Source organism: Pseudoalteromonas sp. TP27, from assembly GCF_056470645.1.
Genome location: NZ_JARDAK010000002.1, coordinates 48,012 through 62,457, shown reverse-complemented (window position 1 = coordinate 62,457; position 14,446 = coordinate 48,012). Strand labels below are relative to the sequence as shown.

Here is a 14,446-nt window from a genome sequence, read left to right as displayed (position 1 = left end):
TTACGTAAGTATTTAAGCTTTTTTACCTAAATACTTACTCGGAGAGTGGCCATACCATCGGTAGAAAGCACGATTAAAAGAACTCTGATCTTTAAAGCCTAAAATATTTGTCAGTTCTATTAAAGGTGTATTGCCAATTAAGGTATTAGTACGTTTTTTTCTTTCTTTTTCAAGTAACTGAGCAAAGGTTAAATCTTGTTGTTTTAAGCGTCGTTGGAGCGTTCGGGGTGTTAAATTAAGTGCATTAGCTATGGCTATTAAGTTGCAGTTTTGCAACGTGGTTTTAGCTGTAAGTAACTGATTAACTTTATCGCTTATACATTGCTGGCTTTTAAAGTTAGAGAGTTGCTGCTCTGATAATTGCTTAAAAGTAGAATTAATAATGGCGTTATCAGTTTTAAAAGGCAGCGTTAAATAATAGCTCGGAAAGCTGATTTGATTATATTCAGCACTACTTTTTACAGGGCATTTAAACCACGATTCAAGAACGCGCCTTTGCGATGGCAGCCAATTATAAGTAAAGCTAATACTACTTGGCGAAAGCGTTAGATTTATTAACTGACGAATAACGCTTACCCAGGCAGTCATATTTCGTAAAACAACGTGCTCATTACAGCTTTTATGAGCGACCCAACGAACAATTGCCGTGTCATTGTTTAATTCAAACTGCGCTTTACCAATATCAGCCACTAGGCTGTCGTAACTTAACAATGCTTTTATAGCACTGCTTAAGTTGTCGCTCGATTCAATTAAGTAACCCAAAACACCGTAGTCAGCAGTACGAATTTGCTGACCTAGGGTAAAACCAAAAAGAGAGTCGTTAAGGCTTTGTTCGCCATAAATTAATAAGGCATTGTAACTATTTAAACTAATACGCGGCGCTAGTTGATGAATATGCTGATTGCTAAATTCGTCAAAGTTAATAGCGTGCAAAGCCGTTTCAGCACTAATGCCTTGTGCTTGTAAGTAATCGAGAATACTCGAAAAATAATGATCAGCTAATGTGTGCATTTGTCATCTAAAGCTAAAAAATAGTCGTGTATTAGCAAGTTTGCCACGTTAAATTTTTATATGCTAGTTGAATGCCTAATAACCTCTTGCTATAAAAATGATACTTATAACAATAAAACAAACGGTTAATGCACAGCCAAAGCAAATAATAAGCACACTATTGGATCATCAACAGTTACATCGATTTTTTAACGCTAAATTTAAGCTATTACAAGCACAAGACGAAGGGCAAATAAAAGGTGGGAAAGGATCTGTTAGGCAAGTGAAAATAGGAAAAATAACGTTTTCAGAACGAATAATTAGTGCCGATCAAAATCATATTTGTTACCAAATAGTAGGCGATAAGCCAGTTGCTAATCATCGAGGCGATATATGCCTGGCAGCAAATAAAGAGCCTAATGTTACCGAGCTTAACTATTATATACGTTGCTCGGCACCGTGGTGGATACCAAATGCATTACTCAAATACGTTATTACAAAAGATATAACCCAAGCGTTAAACAATTTAAATAATTATTTTTTGGCAGGTGAAATATGAATTCAGAAATTATCTTGCTCGCGCTTAGTCCAATATTTTTAATATTTGTTTGCTGTGAATTTATTAAATTTAAGCGTCACTACGACATAAAAGATAGTCTAGCGAATACAGCGTTAGCGCTATTGCACCAAGGCGCAGATGCTATTGCGTTACTGCTGTTAATGCCGTTATTTAATTGGCTTTATGAATATAGGTTGTTTGATATTGAAGTGAGCGTGTTAAGTATCGCATTTGCATTTTTATTACAAGATTTTTTATATTATTGGTTTCATAAAGCATCGCATCATGTTCATTGGCTGTGGGCCGCGCATGTGGTTCACCACAGTTCAACTAAAATGAATTTTACTACTGCATTTAGGCAAAGCTTAATGTACCCCGTAGCCGGTATGTGGGTGTTTTGGTTACCTATGATTTTAATTGGATTTGAGCCACTTACAGTATTTAGCGTCGTTGCACTAAATTTGGCGTATCAATTTTTTGTACACACCCAAATAGTGGGGAAATTAGGCTGGTTTGAAAAAGTATTTAACACGCCTTCGCATCATCGAGTTCATCACGCAATAAATGCAGGTTACCTTGATAAAAACTTTGCCGGTGTACTTATCATTTGGGATAAGTTATTTGGCACCTTTGTAGAAGAAGATAAATCAAAGCCTTGTAAATACGGCATTATAGGGCAGCTTAATAGCAATAACCCAGTCGTTATTACGTTTCATCAGTGGGAGCACTTATTTAAAAGTGTTTATAAGGCATCAGGAATAAAAGCTAAATGTAGAGTGCTATTTGGCTACCCTACAACTAGTATTAAACGTAAGTAAGTTATTGTGGCTTTTTACTTCTTGGGGCACCTAGTAAAATACAAGTATGGCAAATACAAACAGACAAAAATGCACTAATACCTAGTGCACCGCCATAGCCGTCAAGTTTTGGTACGAGGTGCTCAAACAGTATTGAAAACAAGATAGATGAACTTGCTACGGTATAAATACCAAAGCGATGTGGGGCGCTCATACCTATAAATGTACCGCCAAAAAATATAATCGCGTATAAATCTGGATTCAAATTTAAGGCGCTAAAAATTAAATAAGCAATAATAGAAAGTGAAGACGATGCTCTTACGCCGTCAAAGCGGCTATGTTTAGCTAAATAAAATGTTAAAAAAGCCCCAAGAAGTACCAGTAAAGAGTATTCAATACTCACAGGACTATTCCTCTGGCTAATACAAAAAGTGCCACACTTGCAAAAGCAACACTACCAAGCTTGCCACCAAAACCTGTAAACATGTTCATAGTGAGCACATATAAACTTGAGCCAATAAGCGAAATAATAGCAATCTCCCAGTAACTGGTAATTAAATGTGTTGAGCACATGCCCGCAAAGCTCCCAGCATAAATTGCAGCATACGGATGGTTTTTATAACGCTCAGGAAAAGGAATAAACGAGCCAATAAGTCCCGTTAGCGCTGCAGAAATTACTAAAGGTAGTGCAAAAGTAGTGTGCATAGCAAAGCAAGCTACAAAGCCTAAAAAGAAAGTGATGAATTTTAAAGATAAGAATTTGATCATAGCCGCGCATTTTAAACTAATCCTTTTGCGCTTTCTAATACTCTCTAACAAATAAATGTTATAAGTAATTACAAACCTAAAAAGAGTGTTTTTTAAACGACTATTAGGTATTAAATATGCTTAATAGTATCGTTGTTAATGTTCTATAAATCACAAGTTATGTATAATAGTGATAATTTAATATATTAAAGAGTTAACCAAGGGTAATTTATGTCTAACTGTTTGCATCTGGCTATTCCAGCTGGCGATTTAAAAGTGGCTAAAGCGTTTTATTGTGACGTACTAGGCTGCAAAACGGGTAATAGTGAAGAAGGTCGCTGGGTAGATATAGATTTTTGGGGTAATGAACTTACCTTGCACCAAAGCGTTGAGCGCTTACCGACAGTTCGCCACGACGTAGATATGGGCGCAGTTGCAGTACCTCACTTTGGGATTCACTTATCTGAAGATGAATTTAATGGATTAAAAAAACGTATTGAAGATGCGGGTATTGAATACCTAGATAAACCATACCGTCGTTTTATTGGTGATGAGTTTGAGCAAGAAACGTTTTTTATTGAAGATCCAAATGGCAATGTGCTTGAAATGAAAACCATGGTAAACCCAGAGGTTTTGTTTAAAAAAGTATAAATATTACTTTGCTAATAAGGCTAAAAAGCCATCTTATACCAATCTGCATAAATCTTTGATCAATTTAACGAATTAAATTTCACTATAACGTCGTTAAAAATTTTTTATTTAGAACAACTAGATACAAAAATGTTTGCCTAGTTATAGCGTAATTTTCTTAACGTTAAATAGACCCCGTATATAAGCAGATTGGTATTATTGAGTAATATTGATTGTTTTCGATCGTTGTTAGATATTTAAACATTTTAAAATAGGTCCTAACAATTGTTAGAGCCTATTTTTTTATGCCTGTTAAAGCCTGCTACTGAAATTATGTACTGTGATTAAGCAACGCTTTTAGTTTGCCTGGTTTAATTGGCTTACTTAAATAATGAATATTAGCGGCTTTAGTTTCTTGCTTAAGCTCGGTGTCGCGCACTGCGGTTATTAAAATAGCAGGTACTTGGCTTTGCCAAATTTCGCGCAGGGTTTTAATTAGCGTTATGCCATCGCAGTCATTACCTAATTGATAGTCCATTAAAATAACGTCGGGTGCACCGTTTTGCTTAGCATGTGCGAGTACATTATCTACGTTATCAAACAGGGTGTAATTAGCTTGCCACTTTTTAAGTAAGCTCGCCATTGCAGCTAGGTTTTCTGGGTCGTCGTCTACGGCTACAATATTAATTGCTGCACGGTTTTCTATTAGGCTGTTTGTGGTACTTTTTTGTTGCACAAACTGCTCTTCTCCATAAGGTACTTCAATGCTAAAACGGCTACCTTTATTAGGCTCCGAATGCACATCAAGGGGCAAACTTAATAAGTCAGCCATACGTTTTACAACACCTAAGCCTAAGCCTACGCCTTTGTTATCGCCCGACTCAACACGGTAAAAGTCGTTAAATATTTTAGCTTGCTCTACTTCGCTAATACCTGGGCCGGTATCCCATACTTCTATTCGTAAATTGTGCTTTCGGTTCCTACAGGCAATTAATACACGGCCGTTATCGGTGTATTTAACCGCATTAGAAACTAAGTTTTGAATAATTCGGCGTAAGTAGGTTATATCGCTGTGCACTACTTGATGGCTTGAACGCATACTCAACTTAAGACCTTTATCGCTCGATAAAATAGCGTATTCACTTTGTAGCGGCGCTAAAATTTCTTCAATATAAAAGTGGCGAGGGGTTGGGGTCATAGCGCCTTGTTCTAACTTAGCTATTTCAAGCAGTGCTGACATTAAATGCACGGTTGAGTCGAGACTGTCGCCTAGTTTTTCAAAGCTGTTTTGGTTAGTACTGTCGAGCTGTTTTTCGTCAATGGCAGCAAGGTATAAACGCGCTGCGTTTAATGGCTGTAAAATATCGTGGCTCGCCAATGCTAAAAAGCGTGTTTTACTGTCGTTGGCTTGCTCTGCTTCGCGCTTGGCTAAGGTAAGTGCTTGCTCTGTTTGAACACGGCTATCTATTTGGGCTTGTAGGTCTTTATTTATGGTTTGTACTTCTTGAGTACGCGCTTCTATGCGGTTTTCAAGATCCATGTTTACTTCTTCAAGCGCATTTTGCGTACTTATGTGGTTTGTAATATCCGAAAAGCTGGTAACAAAGCCGCCATCGGGCAGCGGGTTACCAATCATTTCGTACACTTGTCCATTACGACGGTGGCGAATAAAGTGATGCGAGCTGCCATATCTTAAATGCTGCACGCGTTTTTCTACTTGGCGCTCTATTTCTCCAGGGCCACATTCACCACGGTTAGCGTTGTATCTAATAATGTCTTCTATGGGTTGGCCTACTTCTAAAAAACCTTCAGGATAGCCAAACATTTCGCTGTAGCGTTTGTTCCATGCCACCAGCTTTAAATCTTTATCAACAACCGATATACCATGGCTTAAATTTTCGAGCGAAGTAAACAATAGGTTTTGATTAAATTGCAGCGCTTGAGTGGTTTCGTCAAAAAAGTTGACCACTTCTTCAAACGCCATGCGTTTACCAGACGAAACTGTGTGTATTAATGCCTGCGCCGACGATGCGCCCAGCACGCCTGTTAATGCACGTTCGCAGTAAGCTATAAATTCGGGTTCTGGGTGTGCGTTATTATCGCTTAAATGATGTGCAAGAGCGTAATGCGCTAATACCTGCTGGCTGCGCTGAATCCCTAAAAAGGTTTGCAGTAGTATTTTAAAGTCGTAAACAGTGGCTTTTACATCTTTGTTTAAGCGTCTTGCTAAAATAGCCTGATCTTTGGGATTAACAAAAGCAGCGGCCTGAATTTTATCAATTAGGCGCTCCTCTGCCCCTAGTGAAAAACTAATATAACACCCAATATTGGCAAACAACGCAATTAAGGTTCCGCGCGTTATTAGTGTTTGCTGTAGCTCGCTATCAAGTGTTGCGCCAGCGTCGAGTATTGGCAGCATTAAAAATAGTATCCAGCAAATAAAACCTGCAACTAAGCCTGCGTACACGCCATATGCATGGCCTTTTCGCCAATATAATCCGCCCACAATAGAAGGCAGTAATTGCGTAACAAGTGAAAAAGCCACCAAACCCATACTCGCCAGCGCACTACTGTGCCCAAACCATTGCTGGTAAAAGTAGGCCAGTATTAAAATGCCCGCAATAGCAAAGCGTCTTACAAGTAAAATACGAGACTTATAACTGGTAGTGATTAAGTTACGTTTAAATTTACGACGAAGCATAAGTGGTAGCACAACATCGTTTGAAATCATGGTACTTAGCGTCAGTGTAGCGACTACTATCATTGCGGTGGCGGCCGATAAACCGCCTATAAATACAAAGGTGGTTAAAAAGGCATTGTCGTTAATGAGCGGCAGGGCAAGTACAAAGCTATCTGGTGAATAACCACTGCCAATTTCAGGATGAATAGCGGCTGTGGCAATAGGTAAAATCATTGCCGCAGTTAACAGTAAGTACAGCGGAAAAGCCCAGCGAGCGGTAAGTAAGTGGCGTTTGTTTTGGTTGTCGACCACGGTTACATGAAACTGACGTGGTAAACATATAATAGCGGCTGCCGCCATTAAGGACTGACCAATAAAGTTAAAACTAAAAAAGTTAAAGTTGGTCCAGTGATCCCAAATCGATTCGGTTACTTTATTTGCAGTGGTTTCGGGCAAGTTAAAGAGTGTAAATACCGCAAGTCCAGCAACAGCAATAAGGGCAATTAGTTTAATCATTGATTCGAAGGCAACAGCGAGCATTAACCCCGAACGATATTCGGTTACATCCACTTTGCGAGTACCAAAAAATATGGCAAACAAAGCCATAATTAATGTAGCCGAAAGCGCCAACATATCGCCCGATATTTTAGTGCTACTTTGCAGCAGTAAAAAGCTGGTACTAAGCGCTTTTAACTGCAGTGCAATATAGGGAATAGTAGCGAGCAAGGCGATCACTGTAACCATAATTGCCGTGGTTTGACGTTTGCCATAGCGAGCTGAAATAAAATCGGCAATAGTGGTTATGTTTTGCTTTTTACTCACAAGTACCAGTTTACGTAAAAAACCTTGGCCGAAAAAAAACAACAAGGCAGGGCCAAGTAAAATGGGCAAATAACTCCAGCTGCTGGTAGCCGCTGTACCTACCGAGCCGTAATAAGTCCACGACGTACAATAAATACCTAATGACAGCGAATATACAAAAGGATGGTGGCTAATACGCTTTGCCAAAGGTGTTGTTTTATCGCCCCAGTTGGCAAGCCAAAACAGCACACCTATATAACTTAAAGCAACAATAATGAGTACGGCAGTCATGTTGTTATTAAACCTTATTATTTTAAATAGTTCCTCAACCCTATGAGGAATTAACACAATACCAGAACTCCTAGCGAGTGTGCGTGCAGATTTTTATTTCTAAATAGTATTTATTTTATAAGATTATGAATTTAAAGGTTTAAATTTAAATTTGGAATTATATTAGACTAATGTCGCAGTATTAACTAATTTGTAACATTTGCTGTATTTTAAATATCCATAAATGATTAACTCTATGTAATTAAAAAGTTTTTTATGTTTTAAATAGAACTTAATCTGCAGTTTACGTAAACGTTAATAAGCTGTTACGACTATTGTCTCAATTCAATATTTAACCAGCGTTGCTAAATTGGTAAGCGAAGATAAAAAACCACTCATCGCGATATTGCGGTGCTTAAAGGGGAAAACAAAAATGGCTTTTAAAGATGAAGAACAAGCAAAAGCTTATTGGGCAGAAAACATTTCGCTGTTATTTAAACTCTTAGCAGTGTGGTTTATCGTGTCTTTTGGGTTTGGCATATTACTGGTTGATGTACTTAATGAAGTACGTTTTTTTGGGTTTAAACTTGGCTTCTGGTTCGCCCAGCAAGGCGCGATTTATACCTTTGTTGCTTTGATTTTTGTGTACGTTTTCAAAATGAATACGTTAGATAAAAAATACGGCGTAGACGAATAGGAGCTAAGCAATGGATGTTCAAACACTCACGTTTATAATTGTTGGTTTAAGCTTTGCGCTTTATATCGGCATAGCAATTTGGGCTCGAGCGGGTTCAACTAAAGAGTTTTATGTAGCGGGTGGCGGCGTACCTCCTCTTGCTAATGGTATGGCAACAGCAGCCGATTGGATGAGCGCCGCGTCGTTTATTTCAATGGCGGGTATTATTTCGTTTGCAGGTTACGATGGCAGCGTTTACTTAATGGGGTGGACAGGTGGTTATGTACTATTAGCCATGTGTTTAGCGCCTTACTTACGTAAATTCGGCAAGTTTACTGTTCCTGATTTTATTGGCGACCGTTACTATTCACGCACCGCACGTTTAGTGGCAATTGTATGTGCCATATTCATTTGTTTTACTTACATTGCAGGGCAAATGCGTGGCGTAGGCGTGGTATTTTCACGCTTTTTAGAAGTAGAAATTGAAACCGGTGTTTACATTGGTATGGTGATTGTATTCTTTTATGCGGTACTTGGCGGCATGAAAGGCATAACTTACACTCAAGTAGCGCAGTACTGTGTACTTGTATTTGCCTACCTTGTACCAGCCATTTTTATCTCGATGATGATGACGGGTCACTTCTTCCCACAAACCGGTTTTGGTGCCACATTAATTGGCAGCGATGGCGTGTACGTACTTGATAAACTAGATGGCTTAAGCGCTGAACTTGGTTTTGCACAATATACCGAAGGCTCTAAGAGCATGATTGACGTGTTCGCTATTACTGGCGCGTTAATGGTAGGTACTGCGGGTTTACCACATGTAATTGTTCGCTTTTTCACTGTACCTCGCGTAAAAGACACACGTATTTCTGCAGCATGGACATTAGTATTTATTGCGATTGTTTATACCACAGCACCAGCGGTTGCCTCGTTTGCTCGTGTAAACATGATTGATACCATAAACGGTAAAGACGGCAGTGGTACAGAGTACGCAGAAGCACCAGGGTGGATTAAAAACTGGGAACGCACAGGTTTAATTACATTTAATGATAAAAACGGCGATGGCAAAATGTTCTACACGGCGGGTAAAATTACCGATCCGAACAGTGCTAACGAAGTAAACGTAGACCGCGACATTATGGTATTAGCTAATCCAGAGATTGCTAACTTACCAGCGTGGGTAATCGCACTTGTAGCTGCAGGTGGTATTGCCGCTGCGCTTTCTACAACAGCCGGTTTACTACTGGTTATTTCAACCTCCGTTTCGCACGATTTACTCAAGCGAACTCTCAAGCCCGATATTACCGACAAGCAAGAGTTACTTGCAGCGAGGTTGGCAGCCATGGTCGCTATTGTTATCTCCGCGTACTTTGGTATTAACCCGCCTGGGTTTGTGGCATCGGTAGTGGCATTTGCATTCGGCCTAGCGGCAGCGAGTTTCTTCCCAGCAATTATTATGGGTATATTCTCTAAAACAATGAACCGCGAAGGCGCAATTGCAGGCATGGTAACGGGTATTGGCTTTACCGCTGCGTATATTATCTTCTTCAAGTTTGTTAGCCCTGAGCTTAACAGCCCTGAAAACTGGTTCTTAGGTATTTCGCCTGAAGGTATTGGTCTAATTGGTATGATTATTAACTTTGCAGTTGCTGCAATTGTTCTTAAGTTTACCCAACCTACACCACCAGAAATTCAACTAATGGTTGAAGGTATTCGTAACCCTAAAGGGTCTGCAGAAGCGCATGATCATTAGGCTACAATTTATAGGCTAGATTTAAAAATCATAAAGCACCAAAAGCCCGACTTTAGTCGGGCTTTTTATTTGTTTAATAAATAAGTACATTAGATTGGTACATCACCATTTAAAGAGCGAATACAATGAGTGTAGAACAACAAGAAATAGCCCAGTATGTATGTTTGCAAGCGCCTTTTAGCCTCCTTAACAGCAGTGCATGCGAGTACTTTGTAAATCACCTCGATGTTATTTACCTTACACGCGAAAACCAAGCGCAGTGGTTACAAAGTGAAAACCCCAAACTATTTTTAATTCGCTCTGGTCTATACGATTTAGTTGATGCCAAAGGCGATGTGGTAACGCGCCTTGCACAAGGTGATTATTTTGGTTTTCCGTCGCTGTTAACCGGCGAGGCCATTCAAAATAGGTTGGAAGTACAAAAAGAGGGCATAGTGTATATGCTCTCCCAAACAGACTTTGACTTTTTACGCCGAGAATATAAATCGTTTGAACAATATTTTGTACGCGCTCATGCAAACCGCTTGTTGTCATCGCATTATAAAAGTAAAAACGACAGTTGGTCTGAACGTAAAATATCAGAACTGATGACCCGCACTGCTATTACCCTTGCACCCGATGCAAGTATTAGACAAAGTGCTAAAAAAATGAAAGAGCATGGTGTGTCGTCAATAATGATAACGCAGCACGCGCACTTAGTAGGGGTTGTGACCGACCGTGATCTACGTAACCGAGTACTTGCTGACGAAGTAGATCCACAAGACGCAGTAAGCAGTATTATGACCGCCAAACCTAAGTTTATATTTGAAAATAACCGGGTGTTTTCGGCGCTGCACTTAATGCTTAAATACAACATTCACCATTTGCCCGTGCTTGACGAAAATCATAACCCGATAGGAATGATAACCAGCACCGATTTACTGCGCCAACAAAAAAGTGACCCCGTGCAGCTTATCGGACGCATATATAAAGCACATACCATTACCGACTTAAAACGCTACGCAAAAGAAATCCCCGAACTTCTGCGTGGTTTTTCGTACAACATTGACGATATATCGCTAATTGGTAAATTACTCAGTGGTTTAACCGATGCGCTTACGTCGCGCCTTATTCACTTATTTCAAGAAGAGCATGGCGCAGCGCCAACCAGCTTTAGTTTTATTTGCTTTGGCTCGCAAGCACGCGAAGAACAAACCCTGCATTCAGATCAAGACAATGGCTTATTACTCCCAAACGACTTAACCACCGATCAGCACGCTTACTTTAAAAGCATGGGTGAGTTTGTATGTGAAAACTTGGTTGAATGCGGCATTAGGCGTTGCCCAGGTAATATTATGGCAAGCAGTGATGAGTGTCGAATGAGTGTAAACGACTGGAGCGAGCGCTTTTTTAAATGGATAAAAAGTCCGACACCCAATGCAATGCTTAACTGTAAAATATTTTTTGATCTGCGCTTTATAGAAGGCTCTAACACTTTATACACCGCTTTTTGCGAGCAACTAATTCGTATATCACGTAATGATTTATTCTATGCCGCAATGGCAAGCGATATAAGCAGTAACAGCGTGCCAATTGGTTTATTTAATAAATTTAAAACCGAAAAAACAGATCAAAATAATAAATACATAGATTTAAAAAAACGCGGTGTCGTAATTATAAATGACATAGTGCGGTTATACGCTTTAAAAGCGGGTATTAGGCGCGCCAACACGCAAGAGCGGTTGGACGCACTACTAAAACATAAACTGATCAGCAAAGAGGATATATACAACCTAAAAGACTGCTGGCGGTTTTTAACGCAACTTCGCTTAAGTACTCAAATAAACGAAGAGGGCTTACCGAGTAATTGTATTAATCCTAATAAATTAAACTCACTAGAGCGCCATCAACTAAAAGAAGCGTTTTACCTTGTTAAACAAGCCCAGCAAGCCGCTGCGTTTAAGTTTGCTCGCGGCAGTTTATAATGATGGATTACTAACATGGTAAAAAAGCTGCTCACTCGGTATTTAAAGCGCCGTAAATTACTCGGTAAAAATGCCTTACAACAACGTTACTTAGTGATTGATTTAGAGCTCACTGGCCTTGATGCAAAACAGCACGAAATTGTATCGGTAGCATGGGTGATAATAGATAACCAATGTATAAAAATGAGTGAGTCACAGCACCTTATAAATAAAGATGTAAAAAGCCTTGAGCAAAGTCCTGTTTTTCATGGAATTAGCGACGATGCTATAACAAAAGGACAAAGCCTGAACAGCATACTAACGCAATTAAGTAGCCACTTTAGCGACTGTATTTTAGTATTTCATAATGCCATGCTCGATTGGGGCTTTTTAAAAATAGCGCTTAAAAATGCCAATATAACAACGCGGCCTAAACTCATAATCGACACGCTCCATATCGAGAAAAAGCGCTTACTTCATCATTCAACTGAAATAAAACAAGATGATTTAACCCTTAATGCGTGCCGTGCGCGTTATGAGTTACCAAGCTATCATTGTCATCATGCACTGACCGATGCACAAGCCACCGCCGAGTTACTGCTAGCGCAGTGCCATCAAATAAGCCGTGACAAAGAGCTAAAAGTAGCTGAGTTGACGTAGGTTGGCTGTAGGCGGGGCTTTATGCCGCGCGAGGTAAACTCCCGCCTACAATAAAGAGGCGGTTACTGTAGGCGGGGCTTTATGCCGCGCGAGATAAACTACAATAAAGAGGCGGTTACTGTAGGCGGGGCTTTATGCCGCGCGAGGTAAACTCCCACCTACAATAAAGAGGCGGTTACTGTAGGCGCGGCTTTATGCCGCGAGGCAAACTCCTGCCTACAATAAAGGACAGTTTACTTTTATTATTACCTGTATAATTATAGGTACGCTTACGTAATCATTACTATTTAACTAACCACTTCAAGGAACGAACATGAAACTCATCACTACTATTTTCTTAACTTTATTCCCACTCATCACTTTTGCTAATTCAAGCTTGCCTACAAATCGTCATATTGTGGTTCAAGGGACTGCGGAGGTATTAGTTGAACCTGATATGGCTCAAGTTTCCTTTGAAGTATCGAGCACTAAAGATACGTTGCTTGAGGCTAAACGAGATCTTGATGCCCAGATTAACTTGTTACTAGAAGGAGTCGATAAATACGGTTTTAAGCAAGACGATGTTTTTATATCTGCTTTAAAAAGCAATGTATACAATATTATTGGTACAGAAACGGGGACTGTTTCAGGCGATAAGTACTTAGCGCTAAAAACAGTTAAAGTAGCAATAAATGATATTAGAAAAATAGATGGTTTTATTGAATTTGCACAAAGTCTAAAAATAAATAATGTTATAGCAATCGAGAGTGTATCTTCAAAAGCAAAGTTGTTAGAGGCGCAGGTAACACAAGCGGCAGTAGATGACGCAATAGCTAAAGGGAACCTGCTTGCTAAAGCATTTGGCGCTAAACTTGGAAAAGTTTACAGCATCAGTTCAAATTCAAACCGAACGAATTTCGGCGATAATGAAGGCGATGCAAAGCACTCAGTTTTATCGGATTATACAAATAATTCAAACCCCTTCGAACATAAACGGTATGTAGATAAAATAATAAGTACCAATTCAATAATAAGCATCACCTCATCAATAAACGTGGTATTTGATTTAGAGGTAGATGAATAAGCTAAAATTTTCATTTCAAATACATTTTCATAATGTAAGCTGGCTTTAAGTTTTTGATTAATTTGAAGGTAGCGATACTATGAGCGATGAAGGCAACACATTAAAAGCACAAACCGAGGCAAAAGTAGCCGCTGGGCGAAAAGGTAATCCTGATTTTATGAAAGGTGTTGATGAAAGTATTGCTCAAGCAAAATCCTTTCAAGAGGGTGCAAATGCACTTAATTTAGCTCAAAGTGCCCCACGCTTTGAGCTGCCGAATCAACAAGGTGAGCAAATTTTATTAGAAGAGCTACTTGCACAAGGACCTGTGGTTATTACTTTTTATCGTGGTAGTTGGTGTCCGTACTGTAATTTACAACTGAAAGCACTGCAGTCACGTTTACCTGAAATTCATGCTTTAGGTGCGCAGCTGGTGGCTATTAGCCCGCAAGTACCTGATGGCTCAATGAGCGAAAACGAAATAAGTAAAATGGATTTTTTAGTGCTAAGTGATCAAAATGCGGATGTAGCAGCAAGCTACGGCGTAGCATGGCAAGTACCTACATTTTTACTAGAGCATATGCGAGTAGACCGTGGCCTAGATTTAGAGTCGCTGAATAACGGAAATGGCAGTATTTTACCTATTCCTGCCACCTTTGTTTTAGATAAACAAGGTAAAGTGACTTGGCGCTATGTTGATGTTGATTACCGTACTCGCTCTGAGCCAGAAGATATAATTAATGCATTAAAAAAACTAGTTTAAAAAGCTTAATTTACAAGGCTTAATCTAAAAGCCCAGATCCATTAAAGAGCTTGCAACGCGTAAGCTCTTTACTCTTAATTTAAAGTTTCTAATGCTACCCTCTTATAATAATACTCAAGGTCGATTACAATA

13 protein-coding genes are annotated in these 14,446 nt (G+C 39.4%); 9 read left to right on the top strand and 4 right to left on the bottom strand.

The annotated features are described in order from the left end of the window. Positions 1-12: 12 nt before the first annotated feature. Positions 13-1,011 (bottom strand): AraC family transcriptional regulator, encoded by a 999-nt coding sequence (locus tag PX700_RS02550; RefSeq protein WP_415636431.1) that lies wholly within the window; start codon positions 1,009-1,011, stop codon positions 13-15. 97 nt (positions 1,012-1,108) lie between these two features. Here PX700_RS02550 and PX700_RS02545 point away from each other — a divergent pair, with 97 nt between their 5' ends. Both PX700_RS02545 and PX700_RS02540 read left to right on the top strand, forming a co-directional pair. Then, positions 1,109-1,549: an SRPBCC family protein gene (locus tag PX700_RS02545; protein ID WP_415636432.1), complete on the top strand. Its 441-nt coding sequence runs from the start codon at positions 1,109-1,111 to the stop codon at positions 1,547-1,549. Further along, positions 1,546-2,367, top strand: coding sequence for a sterol desaturase family protein (locus PX700_RS02540; protein WP_479519758.1), 822 nt, complete (start codon positions 1,546-1,548; stop codon positions 2,365-2,367). The genes PX700_RS02545 and PX700_RS02540 overlap by 4 nt, the downstream gene beginning before the upstream one ends. A 1-nt stretch (position 2,368) precedes the next feature. Here the strand turns inward: PX700_RS02540 and PX700_RS02535 are convergent, their stop codons facing one another. Together PX700_RS02535 and PX700_RS02530 are read right to left on the bottom strand one after the other, a co-directional pair. Continuing rightward, positions 2,369-2,749, bottom strand: a complete 381-nt coding sequence (locus tag PX700_RS02535) for a hypothetical protein (protein ID WP_415636434.1) — start codon at positions 2,747-2,749, stop codon at positions 2,369-2,371. After that, entirely contained in the window at positions 2,746-3,051 is a 306-nt protein-coding gene (locus tag PX700_RS02530; RefSeq protein WP_415636488.1) for a hypothetical protein, read from the bottom strand. The genes PX700_RS02535 and PX700_RS02530 overlap by 4 nt, the downstream gene beginning before the upstream one ends. Before the next feature lie 273 nt (positions 3,052-3,324). Between PX700_RS02530 and PX700_RS02525 the strand changes: the two genes are divergently transcribed. Further along, positions 3,325-3,744, top strand: coding sequence for a VOC family protein (locus PX700_RS02525; RefSeq protein ID WP_002962853.1), 420 nt, complete (start codon positions 3,325-3,327; stop codon positions 3,742-3,744). Between the two features lie 310 nt (positions 3,745-4,054). Here the strand turns inward: PX700_RS02525 and PX700_RS02520 are convergent, their stop codons facing one another. Beyond that, positions 4,055-7,495 (bottom strand): PAS domain-containing hybrid sensor histidine kinase/response regulator, encoded by a 3,441-nt coding sequence (locus PX700_RS02520; protein ID WP_479519757.1) that lies wholly within the window; start codon positions 7,493-7,495, stop codon positions 4,055-4,057. Positions 7,496-7,907: 412 nt separating this feature from the next. Here PX700_RS02520 and PX700_RS02515 point away from each other — a divergent pair, with 412 nt between their 5' ends. The 6 genes from PX700_RS02515 to PX700_RS02490 all read left to right on the top strand — a co-directional run bounded on the left by PX700_RS02515 (position 7,908) and on the right by PX700_RS02490 (position 14,314). Next, positions 7,908-8,171, top strand: a complete 264-nt coding sequence (locus PX700_RS02515) for a DUF4212 domain-containing protein (protein ID WP_007377498.1) — start codon at positions 7,908-7,910, stop codon at positions 8,169-8,171. 10 nt (positions 8,172-8,181) lie between these two features. Further along, positions 8,182-9,906 carry a sodium:solute symporter family protein gene (locus tag PX700_RS02510; protein WP_415636436.1) on the top strand — a complete coding sequence of 575 codons (1,725 nt, stop codon included), beginning with the start codon at positions 8,182-8,184 and terminating at the stop codon, positions 9,904-9,906. A 125-nt stretch (positions 9,907-10,031) separates the two neighbouring features. Further along, a complete protein-coding gene (locus tag PX700_RS02505; protein WP_415636437.1) occupies positions 10,032-11,870 on the top strand; it encodes a DUF294 nucleotidyltransferase-like domain-containing protein in 1,839 nt (612 codons plus the stop codon). Between the two features lie 15 nt (positions 11,871-11,885). After that, complete coding sequence (locus PX700_RS02500) at positions 11,886-12,509, top strand: 3'-5' exonuclease (RefSeq protein WP_479519756.1); 624 nt, start codon at positions 11,886-11,888, stop codon at positions 12,507-12,509. Positions 12,510-12,822: 313 nt separating this feature from the next. Beyond that, positions 12,823-13,572: an SIMPL domain-containing protein gene (locus PX700_RS02495; RefSeq protein ID WP_415636439.1), complete on the top strand. Its 750-nt coding sequence runs from the start codon at positions 12,823-12,825 to the stop codon at positions 13,570-13,572. Positions 13,573-13,651: 79 nt separating this feature from the next. Continuing rightward, positions 13,652-14,314, top strand: a complete 663-nt coding sequence (locus PX700_RS02490) for a peroxiredoxin-like family protein (protein WP_479519755.1) — start codon at positions 13,652-13,654, stop codon at positions 14,312-14,314. Positions 14,315-14,446 lie beyond the last annotated feature (132 nt).